Origin of the sequence: Streptomyces sp. S186, assembly GCF_051603415.1 — a bacterium.
In the GTDB taxonomy this organism is placed as follows: domain Bacteria; phylum Actinomycetota; class Actinomycetes; order Streptomycetales; family Streptomycetaceae; genus Streptomyces.
This window is the reverse complement of record NZ_CP193932.1, coordinates 4249187-4265891: the sequence shown is the minus strand read 5'-3', so window position 1 is coordinate 4265891 and position 16705 is coordinate 4249187. Positions and strand designations below refer to the sequence as shown.

Annotated in this window: 16 protein-coding genes; 7 read left to right on the top strand and 9 right to left on the bottom strand. The window is 72.4% G+C overall.

Going from position 1 to position 16705, the window contains the following annotated elements:
• Window positions 1–153 precede the first annotated feature (153 nt).
• Both ACRAS8_RS18305 and ACRAS8_RS18300 read right to left on the bottom strand, forming a co-directional pair.
• On the bottom strand, window positions 154–744 hold the full coding sequence (locus ACRAS8_RS18305) for a TetR/AcrR family transcriptional regulator (protein ID WP_438487112.1): 591 nt from the start codon (window positions 742–744) through the stop codon (window positions 154–156).
• 11 nt (window positions 745–755) lie between these two features.
• The gene (locus tag ACRAS8_RS18300) at window positions 756–2267 is read right to left on the bottom strand and encodes a 3-hydroxyacyl-CoA dehydrogenase (RefSeq protein ID WP_438487111.1); all 1512 of its coding nucleotides are present in this window, start codon (window positions 2265–2267) and stop codon (window positions 756–758) included.
• 152 nt (window positions 2268–2419) lie between these two features.
• Here ACRAS8_RS18300 and paaN point away from each other — a divergent pair, with 152 nt between their 5' ends.
• Window positions 2420–4102 carry a phenylacetic acid degradation protein PaaN gene (gene paaN, locus ACRAS8_RS18295; RefSeq protein WP_438487110.1) on the top strand — a complete coding sequence of 561 codons (1683 nt, stop codon included), beginning with the start codon at window positions 2420–2422 and terminating at the stop codon, window positions 4100–4102.
• A gap of 66 nt (window positions 4103–4168) precedes the next feature.
• Here paaN and ACRAS8_RS18290 read toward each other — a convergent pair whose 3' ends face one another.
• Genes ACRAS8_RS18290 through ACRAS8_RS18280 form a run of 3 tightly spaced genes read right to left on the bottom strand, consistent with a single transcriptional unit; the run spans window position 4169 to window position 6857 of the window.
• On the bottom strand, window positions 4169–4834 hold the full coding sequence (locus tag ACRAS8_RS18290) for a TrmH family RNA methyltransferase (protein WP_438487108.1): 666 nt from the start codon (window positions 4832–4834) through the stop codon (window positions 4169–4171).
• Complete coding sequence (locus ACRAS8_RS18285; protein ID WP_438487107.1) at window positions 4831–6189, bottom strand: HTTM domain-containing protein; 1359 nt, start codon at window positions 6187–6189, stop codon at window positions 4831–4833. The genes ACRAS8_RS18290 and ACRAS8_RS18285 overlap by 4 nt, the downstream gene beginning before the upstream one ends.
• Window positions 6186–6857 (bottom strand): DUF5819 family protein, encoded by a 672-nt coding sequence (locus tag ACRAS8_RS18280; RefSeq protein WP_438487106.1) that lies wholly within the window; start codon window positions 6855–6857, stop codon window positions 6186–6188. The genes ACRAS8_RS18285 and ACRAS8_RS18280 overlap by 4 nt, the downstream gene beginning before the upstream one ends.
• Before the next feature lie 165 nt (window positions 6858–7022).
• Here ACRAS8_RS18280 and paaA point away from each other — a divergent pair, with 165 nt between their 5' ends.
• From paaA to ACRAS8_RS18250, 6 genes are all read left to right on the top strand, one after another.
• Window positions 7023–8006: a 1,2-phenylacetyl-CoA epoxidase subunit PaaA gene (paaA, locus tag ACRAS8_RS18275; RefSeq protein WP_438487104.1), complete on the top strand. Its 984-nt coding sequence runs from the start codon at window positions 7023–7025 to the stop codon at window positions 8004–8006.
• Between the two features lie 101 nt (window positions 8007–8107).
• Window positions 8108–8374 (top strand): 1,2-phenylacetyl-CoA epoxidase subunit PaaB, encoded by a 267-nt coding sequence (gene paaB / locus ACRAS8_RS18270; protein ID WP_438490522.1) that lies wholly within the window; start codon window positions 8108–8110, stop codon window positions 8372–8374.
• Window positions 8371–9090: a 1,2-phenylacetyl-CoA epoxidase subunit PaaC gene (paaC, locus tag ACRAS8_RS18265; protein ID WP_438487103.1), complete on the top strand. Its 720-nt coding sequence runs from the start codon at window positions 8371–8373 to the stop codon at window positions 9088–9090. Before paaB ends, paaC begins: the two co-directional genes overlap by 4 nt.
• Window positions 9084–9587: a 1,2-phenylacetyl-CoA epoxidase subunit PaaD gene (paaD, locus tag ACRAS8_RS18260; RefSeq protein WP_438487102.1), complete on the top strand. Its 504-nt coding sequence runs from the start codon at window positions 9084–9086 to the stop codon at window positions 9585–9587. Before paaC ends, paaD begins: the two co-directional genes overlap by 7 nt.
• Window positions 9587–10633 (top strand): 1,2-phenylacetyl-CoA epoxidase subunit PaaE, encoded by a 1047-nt coding sequence (gene paaE / locus ACRAS8_RS18255; RefSeq protein ID WP_438487101.1) that lies wholly within the window; start codon window positions 9587–9589, stop codon window positions 10631–10633. Before paaD ends, paaE begins: the two co-directional genes overlap by 1 nt.
• A 111-nt stretch (window positions 10634–10744) precedes the next feature.
• The gene (locus tag ACRAS8_RS18250) at window positions 10745–11878 is read left to right on the top strand and encodes an acyl-CoA dehydrogenase family protein (RefSeq protein ID WP_438487100.1); all 1134 of its coding nucleotides are present in this window, start codon (window positions 10745–10747) and stop codon (window positions 11876–11878) included.
• Between the two features lie 130 nt (window positions 11879–12008).
• Here the strand turns inward: ACRAS8_RS18250 and ACRAS8_RS18245 are convergent, their stop codons facing one another.
• The 4 genes from ACRAS8_RS18245 to ACRAS8_RS18230 form a co-directional block, all read right to left on the bottom strand.
• Window positions 12009–12353 (bottom strand): rhodanese-like domain-containing protein, encoded by a 345-nt coding sequence (locus ACRAS8_RS18245; RefSeq protein ID WP_438487098.1) that lies wholly within the window; start codon window positions 12351–12353, stop codon window positions 12009–12011.
• Window positions 12354–12363: 10 nt separating this feature from the next.
• On the bottom strand, window positions 12364–13329 hold the full coding sequence (locus ACRAS8_RS18240; RefSeq protein ID WP_438487097.1) for a hypothetical protein: 966 nt from the start codon (window positions 13327–13329) through the stop codon (window positions 12364–12366).
• A gap of 222 nt (window positions 13330–13551) precedes the next feature.
• Window positions 13552–15168: a DUF2252 domain-containing protein gene (locus tag ACRAS8_RS18235; RefSeq protein WP_438487096.1), complete on the bottom strand. Its 1617-nt coding sequence runs from the start codon at window positions 15166–15168 to the stop codon at window positions 13552–13554.
• A 195-nt stretch (window positions 15169–15363) separates the two neighbouring features.
• A complete protein-coding gene (locus tag ACRAS8_RS18230; RefSeq protein WP_438487095.1) occupies window positions 15364–16683 on the bottom strand; it encodes an ABC transporter permease in 1320 nt (439 codons plus the stop codon).
• Window positions 16684–16705 lie beyond the last annotated feature (22 nt).

Below are 16705 nucleotides of genomic sequence, written 5' to 3'. Positions count from 1 at the left end.
CGAGAGGGGCGCGGGAGCGGCGCGGCGGGTTCGGGGCCGGTTCGGGCGAGCGGGAGCGGCGCCCGCGCCACCCCGGCCGGAATCCGCGTCACACGGCCGGCGCCCACGCCCCAGGCCGGTGCCGCACCCCGTTCAGGCCCTGTTCAGGCCCCTTCAGGCCCTGCGCAGCCCGTCGAACGCCGTCCGCACCACGGCCTCCGCGACCTCCTCGCGGCTCGCCGCGTCGCCGCGCCCGGGCCGGTACCACTCCACGATCGAGTTGATCATGCCGAAGAGCAGACGGGTGGCCAGCCGGACGTCCACGTCGTCCCGGAGGTCGCCCTCGGCGGCGGCCTCCTTCAGCAGATCGGCGACCCGGTGGTCGAACTCGCGGCGGCGCTCCATGGCCCACCGCTCGGTATCGGTGTTCCCGCGCACCCGCAACAGCAGCGTCACATAGGGCAGTTCGTCCATCAGGACCTCGGCCACGCGCCGGGTGACGTGTTCCAGCCGCCCGATCGCCCGCCCCTCCTGGGCGCCCCGTTCCTCCAGCACGCCGAAGAGCCCGTCCAGGGCGCGGCTTATCGCGCGGCGGAGCAGCTCTTCCTTGCTGCGCACGTGGTGGTAGATCGACGACTTCGAGATGCCGGCGGCCTTGGAGAGGTGCTCCATGGACGTGCCGTCGTAGCCGCGCTCGATGAACACCTCGACGGAGACCGCGAGCAGGGAATCGGGCGTGTAGGCGTCGCGCTTGGCCATGGTCATGATTAGAGCACTCATTCCTCGAGGTCCGCACGGCGCCGCAGCGCCCAGGACGGTACGTAGCGTCCCCCGGCATTCTGGTGGTGCAGGGAGTCCAGCAGCGTCCGGACCCAGGGAGCGCCGAGCCGGTCGGCCCATTCCATGGGGCCGCCGGGGTAGTTCACGCCGAGCCGCATGGCGGTGTCGATGTCCTCGGGGGTGGCGACGCCCCGGGCCGCGGCGTCCACGGCGAAGTCGACGATCATGGCGACCGTGCGGGCGACGATCATGCCGGGGACGTCGTCGATCACGCTGACCTGTTTGCCGAGCGCCTGGAAGAGGCCGACGGCCTCGGCGACGTCCGCCCCGGAGACTGTCGCCGAGGGGGCCAGGGCGATCCGGGTCGCGGCCCGGTAGTCGAGCGAGAGGTCGAAACGGAGGGCGGGGCCGCGGTCCCGGCGGGTGGCCGGACGGCCGTCGGTGAGGGCGAGAGCGGCGCCGCCGGGGAGCCGGACGAAGCCCTCGGACTCCCCCGGTGCGGCGTCGCGGGTGACCTTGATGCCGGCGTTCCCGATCAGCTCGGGCAGTACGGCGGCGGGGCCGGGCAGTTCGCCGTGCAGGGCGACCGAGGCCGGGGCGGGGCGGGGTGCGGCGGTCGCCGGTTCCGGTCGGGGGGCGCCCTCGGCGTAGTCGAACCAGCCGCGTCCCGTCTTGCGGCCGTGCAGGCCGGCCTCCACCAGGCGGCGCTGCGCCAGGGACGGCGTGAACTTCGGGTCCTGGAAGAAGGCCGTCCACACCGAGTGGGTGACCGCCTCGTTCACGTCCTGCCCGATGAGGTCGGTGAGTTCGAACGGGCCCATCCGGAAGCCGCTGCCCTCGCGCAGGACGGCGTCGATGGTGGCGGGGTCGGCGGCCCGCTCCTCGTGGAGGCGCAGGGCCTCGGCGTAGAAGGGGCGGGCGATGCGGTTGACGATGAAGCCGGGGGTGTCGGCGCAGCGCACGGGTGTCTTGCCCCAGGCCGCGGCGGTGTCGTGGGCGGTGGCCGCGGCGGTCCCGTCGGTCGCGAAGCCGCTGACGATCTCGACCAGGGGGAGCAGCGGCGCGGGGTTGAAGAAGTGCATGCCGACGCAGCGGCCGGGGTGCCTGAGCCCGCCCGCGACCGCGGTGACGGAGAGGGAGGAGGTGTTGGTGGCCAGGAGGCAGTCCGCCGGGACGATGTCCTCCAGGGCGCGGAACAGCTCCTGTTTGGCGGGGAGTTGCTCCATGATCGCCTCGACGACCAGTGCGGCACCGGCGAGTTCGGCGAGCGCGCCGGCGGGGGAGAGGCGGGCGCGGGCGGCGTCCCGTTCGGCGGTCGGGATCCGGCCTTTCTCGACGAGCCGGTCCAGCCGCCGGACGATGGCCTCGGCGGCCTGCGCGGCGCGGCCGGGAACGCTGTCGTAGAGCCGGACGGGGTGGCCGGCGACCAGCGCCACCTGCGCGATTCCCTGCCCCATGGTGCCGGTGCCCACCACCGCCACGGTGGTGTCGGTCCCGATTGCCGTCATCGCAGCTGATCCTCCCCGGCCGGGTTTTCCACAGGTTGGCCGGGCCCTCTTGCCCCGACCGATCGTTCGGTTACTCTAACTCTGTTGCCGCGTCACTCCCAGTCCCTATCCGCCTTCCGCTTTCCGCGCAGTCGACGAGGAGTTGGTCATCGATGGCCGCCGAAATGACCGCAGCGCAGTTGATCGAGAAGCACCGCCCGACCCTCGACAAGGCGCTGGAAGCCATCCGCACCCGGGCGTACTGGTCCCCGCACCCCGAGCACCCCAAGGCGTACGGCGAGAACGCCGCGCAGGAGGGCCTGGCCGCGTTCGAGGCGCTGCGGGGCAACCGCTTCGCGCTCGACCAGCCCGGTACCGACGACTGGACGGGTGAGGAAGTATCGCCCTACGGACCGGAGTTGGGCATCACCTATCCGCATCCGGACGTCTCGGTGCTGCTGCCGGCCATGCGGGCCGCGCTCCCCGTGTGGCGGGGCGCCGGACCGGAGGCGCGCGCCGCGGTGTGCCTGGAGATCCTGGCCCGGATCAGCGCGCGCACCCATGAGTTCGCGCAGGCCGTGATGCACACCAGCGGCCAGGCGTTCATGATGGCGTTCCAGGCGGGCGGTCCGCACGCCCAGGACCGCGGCCTGGAAGCCGTGGCGTACGCCTACGAGGAGCAGACCCGCACTCCCGAGAGGGCGGCGTGGACCAAGGCGCAGGGCAAGCGGGACCCGCTGGAGCTCACCAAGACGTTCACGGCCGTGCCGCGCGGTGTCGCCCTGGTGATCGGCTGCAACACCTTCCCGACGTGGAACGGCTATCCGGGCCTGTTCGCCTCGCTGGCGACCGGCAATCCGGTGCTGGTCAAGCCGCATCCGCGCGCCGTGCTGCCGCTGGCCCTGACGGTCAGGGTGGCCCGGGAGGTGCTCGCCGAGGCCGGATTCCCCGCCGACCTGGTGTGCCTGGCGGTGGACAGGCCGGGCGAGGGCCTGGCCAGGACGCTGGCGGTGCGGCCCGAGGTCCGGATCATCGACTACACCGGCTCGACCGCCTTCGGCGACTGGCTGGAGGCGAACGCCCGCCAGGCCCAGGTGTACACCGAGAAGGCCGGCGTCAACACCGTGCTCGTCGAGTCCACGGACGACTACAAGGGCATGCTCGCCAACCTCGCCTTCTCGCTGTCGCTCTACAGCGGCCAGATGTGCACCACGCCGCAGAATCTGCTGATCCCGCGGGACGGCATCGACACCGACGCCGGCCCGAAGTCGTACGACGAGGTCGTCAGCGATCTGGCGGGCGCGGTCAGCGGCCTGCTGGGCGATGACGCGCGGGCCAACGCCCTGCTCGGCGCGATCGTCAATCCGCAGGTCAAGGAGCGGATCGACGAGGCGACCGGGCTGGGCGAGGTGGCGCTGGCCTCCCGCGAGGTGGCGAACCCGGAGTTCCCGGGTGCCACGGTCCGCACGCCGGTGATCGTCAAGCTGGACGGCGCCAAGCCGGAGTCCGAGGCGGCGTATCTCTCGGAGTGCTTCGGCCCGGTCTCCTTCGCGGTGGCGGTCGACTCGGCGGCCGACGCGGTGGCGCTGCTGCGCCGCACGGTCCGGGAGAAGGGCGCCATGACGGTCGGCGCGTACACCACCTCGACCGAGGTGGAGCGGCTGGTGGAGGACGCCTGTCTGGAGGAGTGCGCCCAGCTGTCGCTGAATCTGACCGGTGGGGTGTATGTGAACCAGACGGCGGCGTTCTCCGACTTCCACGGCTCGGGCGGCAATCCGGCGGCCAACGCGGCGCTGTGCGACGGCGCGTTCGTGGCCAACCGGTTCCGGACGGTGGAGGTGCGGCGGGAGCCGTAAGCTCCCGGGCCCCGGCCTCGTAAGCCGGGCGGCCGGCGGGTCAGGCCCTCGGATCAGACGCCGACGTCAGGCGTCCGGGATCTGCGCGTGGCGGCTGATCCAGGCGTGCATGGCGATGGCCGCGGCGGCCCCGGCGTTGATCGAGCGGGTCGAGCCGAACTGCGCGATCGAGCAGACCGTCGAGGCGTGCGCGCGGGCCTCCTCGGTCAGCCCCGGTCCCTCCTGGCCGAAGAGCAGGACGCAGCGGCGCGGCAGCGCGGTGGTCTCCAGCGGCACGGAGCCGGGAAGGTTGTCGATCCCGATGATCGGCAGCTCTTCGGCGGCGGCCCAGGCGGTCAGTTCCGCGGTGCCCGGGTGGTGGCGGACGTGCTGGTAGCGGTCGGTGACCATCGCACCGCGGCGGTTCCAGCGGCGCTGCCCGACGATGTGGATCTCCTTCGCCAGGAAGGCGTTGGCGGTCCGGACGACCGAGCCGATGTTGAAGTCGTGGCTCCAGTTCTCCACGGCGACATGGAAGTCGTGGCGGCGGGTGTCGAGGTCGGCGACGATCGCCTCGCGCGTCCAGTAGCGGTAGCGGTCGACGACGTTGCGGCGGTCGCCGTGGGCGAGCAGCTCGGGGTCGTAGCGGCCGTCCTGCGGCCAGGGCTGCGGGTGCGGGCCGACGCCGATCGTCGGCCCGTATCCCTCGTCGTACTGGAGGGGCTCGGCGGGGGCGGTGGTTTCGCTGCTCACCCCATGAGCGTATGGCCATCGCCGCCGGAGCGGGCGGCGGCCTCCGGCGCACGGCCGCCGGGGACCGCGCGGTCGCCGGGGCCGCCGTTGCCCGGGAGCAGCCGGCGGCGCAGACGGGAGAGCCGGCCGCCGAGCCCGGTCAGGAAGGCCGTCGGCAGGAAGACGGCGTCGGCGGTGATCATCGCCAGGGAGAAGAACGGCAGCCCCAGCAGGACCGCGATCGAGAGGTGCTCGCAGATCATGGCGACCAGCAGCACGTTCTTCAGGCGCCGGTTGAAGAGGGTGAACGGGAAGGCGACCTGCACGATCACGGTCCCGTAGGTGATCAGCATGACCATCAGGCCGTTGCTGCCGAGCAGCTGGGAGAGTCCCGGCCAGGGGGAGAAGTAGTCCAGGTGCATCGGGTAGTAGACGGCGGTGCCGTCCTGCCAGCGCGAGCCCTGGATCTTGTACCAGCCGGCGGTGGCGTAGACGAGGCAGACCTCGACCATGATCACCAGCAGGACGCCGTTGTGCGCCAGCTTGGCGAGGGTGTCGAGGACGATGCGGGGCTCCCCGGGGGCGTACCGCCGCACCGCCCACCACAGGCCGTGCGCCGCCCACAGCCCCCACAGGGCCAGGCTCCAGCCGAAGTGCGGGAACGGCCCGTGCCCGAACCACGTGAGCCCGGGGGCGCCGGCCAGCTGGGCCGTGGCGAGGGCGAGGCCGAGCACCGCCCACAGGACGATGCCGGTCAGGTCGCGGGGCGCGGCCGCGGCATCTCCCCCGGAGCCGGCGGCGGCCGCCGTCCGCCGGGCGCGGCGGGCGTCCAGCGACCACACCTGACCGCACCGGGTCAGCACGAGGTACATCGACATCAGATGGATGACGTTGTCGCCGCCGTCCCCGATGAAGACGCTGCGGTTCTGCAGCGACAGCACGCCGATCATGAACAGCACCGACATGGTGCGGGTGCGCCAGCCCAGCATCAGCAGCGCGCCGGCCACGACGGCCAGGGCGTAGACGCACTCGAACCAGCCGCCGCTGTCGGACCAGACCAGGACGGAGAAGCCCTGGTTGCCCTCCAGCAGCCGGCGCGCCATGCCGAAGTCCCAGGGGCCGCCGGGGCCGTAGAGCTGCGCGCGGTGGGGCCACTCCCGCAACAGGAACAGCAGCCAGGTGCCGGCGAAGCCGATCCGGATGACGGCGGTCTGGTACGGGGCCCGGGCCCGGGCGGTGACCCAGCCGAAGCCGCGGCCCACGGCGCGTTCGAGGCGGGTCTCCTCGTAGGCGCCGGGGGTGCCCTCGGGAGCCGCCGCGGGGGCTTCGGGGGCGGGCGGGGCGGTGTGCGGCTGCTGCGGCGTCGGTGACGTCACTGGGTGGTCGCCCCCTCGGGCAGGTCGTTCGCGGTGACCTGCCACCAGGGCAGTACGCGGTAGGCGGGCTTGTCGCTGATCTTCTCGCTGCTCCACGGCGGCGGGAGCACCGGGGTGGTCCGCGAGCGGACCTGGATCTGCTCGATCTTCTCGCCGCCCCTGGTCCACTCGCCGGACATCCGGAGCATCACGATCCGGCGGATGTAGCGGGCGAAGTTCTCGCCGCGCTCGCCGGTCGGGCGGTTCTGTGCGTCGAGGGTGCTGGACAGCAGCTCCCAGCCGCGGCGCAGCTGGTTCTGCTGGGTGTGGCTGGGCAGCGGGTTGTGGAGGACGGCCCGGCCGTCGCGGGCGGTCAGGTCGGTCCAGCCGGTGGTCCGCGTGGTGCCGTCCTGGGTGCGCAGCCGCGCGCGGACCTGGACGTCGGTGTTCTGCTGGAGCGGGTTGGGGGCGAACAGCTTCCAGTTCTGCTCGTACTCGGGATAGACGTAGTCGCTGATCAGCCCGGCCTGCTGCTTGCTGAGCGTGTTCGACGGCGCGACGTGCAGGAACATCATCGCGAGATGGATCAGGACGGCGACCGCGATACCGCTGGCCGCCACGCCTATGACGATCCGCGAGGGCAGCGACAGCGCGGACAGTGGCCGCGATTCGTCCCCGTATGACTGCATTCCCGCCCCGTTCCCCGTCCTCATCCGGCTGACTCCGCTCCGGAACGGTACCTACGCGGCCCGCCCGCGCACACCTTCCCCTGGTTATCCACAGGCTTGACACCCGCGGTCCACCCACTCACCATTGAACCGAACGATCGGTCGGTCGGGAGGAGGGGGCACCACATGACGACGATCGCGCCGGAGGACACAGGCCACGAGGCCCTGTTCGACGCCACCATCGCCGCGGACGAGCGGATCGAACCACGCGACTGGATGCCGGACGGCTACCGCGCCTCGCTGGTACGCCAGATCGCCCAGCACGCCCACTCCGAGATCATCGGCATGCAGCCGGAAGCCAACTGGATCACCAGAGCACCGTCCCTGCGCCGCAAGGCGATCCTCATCGCCAAGGTGCAGGACGAAGCCGGACACGGCCTGTACCTCTACAGCGCCGCCGAAACCCTCGGCACCGGCCGCGACGAACTCCTCGACAAGCTCCACACCGGCCGCCAGAAATACTCCTCGATCTTCAACTACCCCACCCTGACCTGGGCCGACGTCGGCGCCATCGGCTGGCTCGTGGACGGCGCCGCCATCACCAACCAAGTACCGCTCTGCCGCTGCTCCTACGGCCCCTACGCCCGCGCCATGGTCCGCATCTGCAAGGAGGAGTCCTTCCACCAGCGCCAGGGATACGAGCTCCTGCTCACCCTCAGCCGCGGCACCGAGGCCCAGCACGCCATGGCCCAGGACGCCGTCGACCGCTGGTGGTGGCCCTCGCTGATGATGTTCGGCCCGCCCGACGACGAATCCCCCCACTCCGCCCAGTCCATGGCCTGGAAGATCAAGCGCCACTCCAACGACGAGCTCCGCCAGCGCTTCGTGGACATCTGCGTCCCCCAGGCCGAGGCCCTCGGCCTCACCCTCCCCGACCCCGACCTCCGGTGGAACGACGCACGGGGCCACTGGGACTTCGGCCCCATCGACTGGACCGAATTCCGCGAGGTCCTCAAGGGCAACGGCCCCTGCAACGACGAACGGATCGCCCGCCGCCGCCGCGCCCATGAAGAAGGCGCCTGGGTACGCGAAGCCGCCGCCGTACACGCCGCCAGACACCCCGCCCGCAGCCCGCACAGCGGCACCGACCAGAAGGAGGCGGCCCGATGACGGCACCACGCCCCGCGCACGTCCCGCCCCCGCCCGCCACAACGGCGCAGCCCCGGGCCGCCGCAGACCCCACGGCCACCACCGGCCCCGCCGACTGGCCCCTGTGGGAGGTCTTCGTCCGCAGCCGCCGCGGCCTGTCCCACACCCACGCCGGCAGCCTCCACGCCCCCGACGCCCAGATGGCCCTGCGCAACGCCCGCGACCTCTACACCCGCCGCTCCGAAGGCGTCTCCCTCTGGGTGGTCCCCTCCGCCGAGATCACCGCCTCCTCCCCGGACGAGAAGGACGCCTTCTTCGAGCCGGCCGGCGACAAGCCCTACCGCCACCCCACCTTCTACGAGATCCCCGAGGGGGTGCACCACCTGTGACGCCCCGCACCGCCACCCCCGCACTGCCCCTCGGCGACGACGCCCTGATCCTCTCCCACCGCCTCGGCGAATGGGCGGGCAACGCCCCCGTCCTCGAAGAGGAGGTCGCCCTCGCCAACATCGCCCTGGACCTCCTCGGCCAGGCGAGAATCCTGCTCTCCCTCGCCGGCGACGAGGACCAACTCGCCTACCTCCGCGAGGAACGCCAGTTCCGCAACGTCCAGCTCGTCGAGCAGCCCAACGGCGACTTCGCCCACACGATCGCCCGCCAGCTCTACTTCTCCACCTACCAAGAACTGCTCCACGACCACCTCGCCACCACCGACAGCGAGTTGGCGCCGCTCGCCGGAAAAGCCGTCAAGGAAACCGCCTACCACCGCGACCACGCCGAACAGTGGACCCTGCGCCTCGGCGACGGCACCGACGAGAGCCACACCCGGATGCAGCGCGCCCTGGACGCCCTCTGGCGCTACACCGGCGAACTCTTCGACCCCGTCGAGGGATTGGACGACGTCCCCTGGCAGTCCCTCCACGACACCTGGACCACCCGCATCACCGCCACCGTCGAACGCGCCACCCTCACCGTCCCCACCGGCCCCCGGCACGGCGCCTGGACCGCCGGCGGCGGCCGCCGGGGAATCCACACCGAACCCTTCGGCCGGCTGCTCGCCGAAATGCAGCACCTCCACCGCAGCCACCCGGGGGCGACATGGTGACCCCCGCCCCCACCACCCTCGAAGCGGAGCTCCGCGCGCTCGCCGGCTCCGTCCCCGACCCCGAGCTGCCCGTCCTCACCCTCGCCGAACTCGGCGTCCTGCGCGGCGTCCGGCTCACCGCCCCCGACCGCGTCGAGGTCTCCCTCACCCCCACCTACACCGGCTGCCCCGCCATCGAGGCGATGTCCGCCGACATAGAACGCGTCCTGCACGACCACGGCATACCCACGGTCGAGGTCCGCACCGTCCTCGACCCGCCGTGGACGACCGACGCGATCACCGACGAGGGCCGCCGGAAACTCGCCGCGTTCGGCATCGCCCCGCCCCGCCCCACCGCGCCGGCCCGAGGACCGGTCCCCCTCGACCTCACCATCCGCTGCCCGCACTGCGGATCGACCGACACCACCCTGCTCAGCCGGTTCTCCTCCACGGCCTGCAAGGCGCTGCGCCGCTGCGAGTCCTGCCGCGAACCCTTCGACCACTTCAAGGAGTTGTGATGTTCCACCCGCTCCAGGTGCGGGAGATCGAGCGGCTCACGGACGACGCGGTGGCCGTCACCTTCACGGTCCCGCCCGAACTCCGAGCCTCCTTCCGGCACACCCCCGGGCAGCACATCGCACTGCGCAGAACGGTCGACGGCCGGGAGATCCGCCGCACCTACTCCATCTGCACCCCCGCCACCGACGACCCCGTACTGCGGATCGGCATCCGCCTGGTGGAGGACGGCGCCTTCTCCACCTACGCCCTCAAGGAACTCGCCGTCGGCGACACCGTCGACGTCATGGCCCCGGCGGGCCGCTTCACCCTCGTCCCCCGCCCCGGCCGGTTCGCGGGCATCGTCGGCGGCAGCGGCATCACCCCGGTGCTCTCCATCGCCGGCACCCTGCTCGCCCGTCAGCCCGACGCCCACTTCTGCCTGATCCGCAGCGACCGCACCACGGCCTCCGCGATGTTCCTGGAGGAGGTCGCCGACCTCAAGGACCGCTACCCCGAACGGTTCCAGCTGGTGCATGTGCTCTCCCGCGAGGAACGGCAGACCGGCCTGCCCTCCGGCCGCCTCGACCAGGAACGCCTGCGCACCCTGCTGCCCGCGCTGCTGCGGACCGACGCCGTCGACGGCTGGTTCCTGTGCGGCCCCTACGGCCTCGTCCAGAGCGCCGAACAGGCCCTGCGCGCGCTCGGCGTACCGCGCACCCGCATCCACGAAGAGATCTTCCACCTCGACAACGGCGCCGCGGCCCCCGCACCCGCCACCACCGTTCCGGCGCACAGCACGGTCACCGCCACCCTCGACGGCCGCTCCGGCACCTGGCCCGTCCACGACGGCGAATCGCTCCTGGAAGCCGTGCTCCGCAACCGCCCCGACGCCCCCTACGCCTGCAAGGGCGGCGTCTGCGGCACCTGCCGCGCCTTCCTCGTCTCCGGCGAGATCCGGATGGACCGCAACTTCGCCCTGGAATCCGAGGAGGTCGACGCCGGATACGTGCTGGCCTGCCAGTCCCACCCCGCCACGGAGAAGGTCGAGCTGGACTTCGACCGCTGAGAGCCGCCCGCCGCCGTCCGCGCCATTCCCAATTCCTGCAACATGTTCTAACTTGACGCCTCGTCAGGTAACACTCGCCGGACCGGCGACGGCACGCGGGAGGACGGACCAGTGGACTTCACCTTCACCGAGGAACAACAGGCAGCCGCCGAAGCGGCACAGGCCGTCTTCTCGGACGTCACCCCCGACGGCGTCCCCAGCCCGGCCCTCACCCACGGTCCCGTCGCCGACGACTTCGACCGCCCCCTGTGGCGCACCCTCGCCGACGCCGACCTCCTCGGCCTCCCCGTCGCGGCCGTTCACGGCGGCGCCGGCCTCGACCCGATCGCCCTCTGCCTCGTCCTGCGTGAATCCGCCAAGGTCCTCGCCCGCGTCCCCCTCCTGGAGACCTACGCCGCCGCGCACACCCTCCAGCACCACGCGACCGACGACCTGCGCGCCGACGTCCTGCCACAGCTCGCCACCGGCCACCTCGTCCTCACCGCCGCCACCGGCGGCCGCACCGGCCACGACCCCGCCGAACTCGCGGTCACCGCACAACAAGACGGCACCACCTGGACCCTCGACGGCACCCACACCGCCGTCCCCTGGGCCCACACCGCCGACCGCATCCTGCTCCCCGCCCACACCGCCGACGGCCGCACCGTCCTCGCCCTCGTCCCCCGCGACCGCCCCGGCCTCACCCTCGGCGACCAGATATCCACCACCGGCGAGCGCCACGCCGAGATCCGCCTCGACTCCGTACGCGCCGACGCCCGGGAAATCCTCACCGACCCGGCCGCCTGGGACACCCTGCGCGACCTGCTCACCACCGGCACCTGCGCCCTCGCCCTCGGCCTCGGGGAACGCGTCCTGGCCATGACCAGCGACTACACCGCACAGCGCGAACAGTTCGGCTTCCCCCTGGCCACCTTCCAGGCCGTCGCCGTCCAGGCCGCCGACCGCTTCATCGACCTGCGCGCCATGGAAGCCACCCTCTGGCAGGCGGCCTGGCGCCTCACCACCGGGGCAGCGGGACCGCTACCGCCCGCCGGCGACATCGCGGTCGCCAAGATCTGGGCCTCCGACGGCGTCCGACGCGTCGTCCAGACCGCCCAGCACCTGCACGGCGGCTTCGGCGCCGACACCGACTACCCGCTGCACCGCTACCACGCCTGGGCCAAACAACTCGAACTCTCCCTCGGCCCGGCCGCCGCCCACGAGGAGGCACTCGGCGAACTCCTCGCCGCGCACCCTCTCAGCTGACCGCCGCGCACGCCTCAGCCGACGACGGACGTCAACGGCCGGGACGCGCGCGACGGAGAACCGCCCCGGGGCCCCACCCCGGCATCGCCAACGGGGAAGCCACCTCAGGAGCCCCGCCAGGAGCGACGTCCTAGACGATCGTCCCCACGCCGCCCTTGCCGTCCGACACCGGACGCCCGGCCGCCTCCCACGCCTGCATGCCGCCCGCGACATTCACCGCGTCGAGTCCCTGCCCGATCAGATACTGCACCACCTGGGCCGACCGACCGCCGACCCGGCACAGCACAAAGATCCTGCCGCCCTCGGGCGCCTTCTCCGTCAACTCCCCGTAACGGGCGACGAATTCGCTCATCGGGATGTGCAGCGCGCCCTCGGCGTGGCCGGCCGCCCACTCGTCGTCCTCACGGACATCCAGCAGGAAGTCCTCGGGCGTGAGGGCATCGACACCGACCGTGGGCACAGAACCAAATTGCATGCTCCCGACGCTACCCGACCAGCTGCAGGAGATACGCCTCGCGTTCCCGGACATCGGCCAGCAGCTTCTCGGCGATCTCCTCCAGCAGGGCGTCCGGATCGTCCGGCGCCATCCTGATCATCGAGCCGATCGCGCTGGCCTCCAGCTCCGCGACGGCGGAGGCCAGCAGCTCCTTGCGCTCGGCCAGCCACTCCAGCCGGGCGTAGAGCTCCTCGCTCTCGCTCAGCCGCCGCTCGGCGGGCGCCGGACCGGCCTCCCACTCCCGCACCAGCTCCCGCAGCAACGCCACGTCGCCCCGCCCGTACGCGGCGTTGACCCGCGCAATGAAACCGTCCCGCCTGGCCCGCTCCGCGTCGTCCCGCGCCAGGTCCGGATGCGCCCGCCGCACCAGATCGCGGTAGATCCTGCGGGCCTCCTCGCCCGGCCGCACCTTCGGCGGCGGCTGGACGGGCTGGTCCGTCAGCATCGCGTGCGCCTCGGGGAACAGCCCCTCCGACCCGAGCCAGCCGTGGAACAACTCCTCCACCTGCGGCATCGGCAGCACCGACGCGCGTGCCTCGCGCGCCTTGCGGATGTCCTCGGGGTCGTTGGTACGCGCCGCCACGGCCTCCGCGATCTGCGCGTCCAGCTCGTCCAACCGCGCGTACAGGGGGCCGAGCCGCTGGTGGTGCAGCCGGGAGAAGTTCTCCACCTCCACCCGGAAGGTCTCCACCGCGATCTCGAACTCGATCAGAGCCTGCTCGGCCGCCCGCACCGCCTTCGCCAACCGCCGGGTCCCCTCGTCCCGGGGATCCGCGTCGCCCCCCGCCCCCTCCGGGTCCACCCCGGCAGCGGTGGCATCCGGATCGTTCGGCTCCGCGTCCGGCACCGCACCGCGGGCATCCGCCGCCCGCGGTGCGGCCGGGTCGCCGAGTGCCCCCGGTACGTCCGGTCGGTCCTGGCCGTCCTGCGCGTTCTCCGCGTGCGAGTTCGTCACCCGGTCAGCGTACGGCCCAGGGGGAGGGGGCGCGTGGTGCCGTCCCGAGGGGGAGGAGGGATGGGGGAGAGATGAGGGTGGGGTGTGAGAGGTGGGAGGGCGGGAGGCGGTGTTGGGGCCAGGCAGCAATGCTCGCCCGCCGGGGCCCCTCCCCCCCCCCGCCCCCCCACCACCCGCACTCACCCCTCCCCTCCCTCGCCCGCTCGCAAAGCGCCCCTCCCCTCACACCCCGCTTTCCGCGGCGATGCGGCCGTTGCGTATCGCCGCGACCAGGTCCGCGTGATCCGCTTCCGTGCGCTCCGCATAGGACACCGCGAAGGCCGCTATCGCCTCGTCGAGTGACTCGCCCTTGCCGCAGTAGCCGGCCACTGTGCGCGGGTCGGCGCTGTGGGCATGGGCGCGGGCCAGGAGCGCGCCGGTCATCCGGGCGTAGTCGTCGAGCTGCTCGCCGGACAGCTGGGAGGGGTCCACGCTGCCCTTGCGGTTCCGGAACTGCCGTACCTGGAAAGGCAGTCCCGTGCCCGGCGCACCCGCTCCACCCGACCGTTCCTCCCCCGCTATGGCGGCAACACCGGATATGCCACGCATCCCGCGTATACCGTCCGCCGTGTCGTCCGCGGCGTTCGCCATGTACGCCATGTCCGTCAAACCCGCCGTATCAGCTATATCCACCGACTCCGCTGTGTTCGCAGCATCCGCCGCGTCCCCTGCATTCACCGTGTCTGCTGCATCCGCCGCGCCCTCCCCCACCGTCGTCCACCCCAGCAGTAGGTCGCTGACCACCTGCATCCGTCGCTGTCCGAGCACCACGCGCCGCCCCTCGTGCTCCGACGGGGGTGACGGGAAACCGACCTTTGTCACGTAAGGCGCCAGTACCGAGCGGCGGGCCTCCTTCACCTGGAGGACCAGGGGCTCGCCGCGGTGGTCCAGCAGCAGCACCACATACGACCGCAGTCCGACACTGCCGGTCCCGACTATGCGGAAGGCGACGTCGTGCACCGCGTACCGGGCCAGCAGCGGCAGCCGGTCCTCGGGGAGCGTCGCCAGATAGGTGGCGAGCGACGAGGCAACCGCCGCGGCCTCCGCGTCCGGCACCCGGCGCAGCACCGGCGGCGCGTCGACGAACCGCAGGCCGCCGTCCGGTCCGCGCTCGGTGGATTTCGCCGCGAACCGCGCGCTGGTGTTCTTGCGCGCCTTGGCCTCGACCCGTTCCAGCGTGCCCAGCAGGTCCCGGGCGTCGGTGTGCGAGACCAGTTCCTCGTCGGCGATGGCGTTCCACGCGTCCGTCACCGGGAGCTTGGCCAGCAGCCGCATGGTGCGGCGGTAGGCGCCGGCGGCGTCCTGGGCCGCGGCCCGGCAGCCGTCCTCGCTCACGCCGGCCTCCCGGCCGGCGAGGACTATCGACGTCGCCAGCCGTTTGACGTCCCATTCCCAGGGGCCGTGGACGGTCTCGTCGAAGTCGTTGAGGTCGATGACCAGGCCGCCGCGGGCGTCGGCGTAGACGCCGAAGTTCGCGGCGTGCGCGTCTCCGCAGATCTGGGCCCCGATGCCGGTGACGGGGCCTTCGGCCAGGTCGTGGGCCATGAGTCCGGCAGAGCCGCGGAGGAAGGCGAAGGGGCCGGCGGCCATCCGCCCGACCCTTATCGGCGTCAGCTCGGGCAGCCGGCCTGCATTGGATTCCTCGACCGACGCCACCGCGTCCGGTCGCCCGGCCGTGATCCGCAGGACGGCCTGCTCGCCGCGCGGCAGTCGCTCCCGCAGCGCCCGGCCCACCGCTTTGGCCGACGGCCCCTCCTCGTCCACCCTTGCGAACCCCGGTACGTATGGCACGCGCGTCATGGCGGCCCCTCCCCTTCACGCCCTGGTGTCGCGCGGCATCCCGCGTGTGCCCGGCACACGTGACATCCCCGCGTCCGTCCGATGCGGCGGCCGGTTCCGGCCCGCCGGTCACCGACGTTACCGATGTTCGTCCGGCGACCGGCGGGGCTGTGGATAACTCTCGGAGCCGGTCCGGAGCGGCCCGATCCCGCGCCGCTAGACGCCCACGGCCTCCTCCAACTCCTCCTCCGCCTCGGCCCGTTCCGCGGAAGGACCCGGGGCGCGTTCCGGCATCGTGGCCGCCACCGCGGCCGCGGCCACCGCTCCGGCGTTGGCCACCGCTTCGGCCTCGGCCGCGCGCCGCCGCTTCTCGGCGAGCGCCGCCACGCCGATCATCAGCAGTCCGACGAGCAGCCACCCCACGAGGGTCCAGACGTGTCCGGCGAGGCCGTGGCCGTCGAAGTAGACGTGGCCGCGGGTGCCCTCCACGAAGGCGGCGCCGTTCCAGAAGGAGTGCAGGGCGGCGAAGAAGCCGTTCTGCATCTCGGGGCGGAAGACACCGCCGGCGGAGGTGAAGTTGAGCATCACGAACAGCACCATCACGCCGAGCGTGGTCCAGCGCTTGAGGAAGGTGTGCAGGCCGGTGCCGATGAGCAGGATGCCGGCGGAGTACAGCCAGGCCATGCCCCACAGCCCCCACAGGCCGTGGTCGACGAGGTGGAAGACGGGCCCGGCGAAGAGGGTCCCGAGGATGCTGACCACGAAGGAGGTGCCGGTCGCCAGGGCGGCGCGGAACCGCATCGGGAGGACGGCGCCGGCGCCGCCGATGACGGCGACGGAGGCGTAGGAGCCGATGCTGAGAGCGACGAGCAGGAAGAAGATGCCTTGTCCGGTCGGGTCGTGCGCGGCGGGCGGTGCGACGTCGGTGACCTTCAGCGGGGCGCCCTGTTGGGCGGCCAGCGGGGTGAAGACCTTCTGGACGACGGTGGCGCTGGTGTCGGATCCGGCGGTGGCCACCAGGAGTTCGGGGCCACGCTGCGGGGCGCCGCCACCGGGGGAGACGGTGGCCCGGCCGATGGCGTTCGCACCGTGGGCCTGGTTGCCGCCCGCCAGATAGGCGCCGAAGATCTCCTGGTCCTTCAACTGGTCGACGGCGGTGGCCCGGTCGGGGACGGTGCGCGCTTCGAGTTCGCCGTGGGCCTTGTCGTTGATCGTCTGGGCGAGCACCTGGGCGTGGGTACCCGTTCCGACGACGGCGACGGGCAGGTGGTGCGGCGACGGGTCGGCGAACGCACCGAGGTAGGCGAGGCCCATACCGACGCACATCAGCAGCGGGGTGATCAGGTGGGTCACCACATGGCGCAGGTCGCCGGCCCGGACGGTGCGCCGGTCACCGCGGTGTTCACCGTGCCGGTCGGCCCGGTGATGACTGCGGGGCTCAAGCCGGTGGCCGAGCCGGTGCTCGTTCCGCTCGTCGTTCCACTCGTGGTTCGGCTGGTCGCTTCGGTGGTCGGGACGTCGTCGGTCCGCGGTCATGGGCAAGCCTTCTCGGTAGTCG

What these genes read in the sequence shown, in the direction of transcription:
- paaN (WP_438487110.1), top strand. Translation starts at nt 2,420, where the DNA reads ATGGCCGCCGAAATGACCGCAGCGCAGTTGATCGAGAAGCACCGCCCG.
- paaE (WP_438487101.1), top strand. Translation starts at nt 9,587, where the DNA reads ATGTTCCACCCGCTCCAGGTGCGGGAGATCGAGCGGCTCACGGACGAC.
- ACRAS8_RS18235 (WP_438487096.1), bottom strand. Translation starts at nt 15,168, where the DNA reads ATGACGCGCGTGCCATACGTACCGGGGTTCGCAAGGGTGGACGAGGAG.
- ACRAS8_RS18300 (WP_438487111.1), bottom strand. Translation starts at nt 2,267, where the DNA reads ATGACGGCAATCGGGACCGACACCACCGTGGCGGTGGTGGGCACCGGC.
- ACRAS8_RS18280 (WP_438487106.1), bottom strand. Translation starts at nt 6,857, where the DNA reads ATGCAGTCATACGGGGACGAATCGCGGCCACTGTCCGCGCTGTCGCTG.
- ACRAS8_RS18245 (WP_438487098.1), bottom strand. Translation starts at nt 12,353, where the DNA reads ATGCAATTTGGTTCTGTGCCCACGGTCGGTGTCGATGCCCTCACGCCC.
- ACRAS8_RS18305 (WP_438487112.1), bottom strand. Translation starts at nt 744, where the DNA reads ATGACCATGGCCAAGCGCGACGCCTACACGCCCGATTCCCTGCTCGCG.
- paaA (WP_438487104.1), top strand. Translation starts at nt 7,023, where the DNA reads ATGACGACGATCGCGCCGGAGGACACAGGCCACGAGGCCCTGTTCGAC.
- ACRAS8_RS18230 (WP_438487095.1), bottom strand. Translation starts at nt 16,683, where the DNA reads ATGACCGCGGACCGACGACGTCCCGACCACCGAAGCGACCAGCCGAAC.
- paaD (WP_438487102.1), top strand. Translation starts at nt 9,084, where the DNA reads ATGGTGACCCCCGCCCCCACCACCCTCGAAGCGGAGCTCCGCGCGCTC.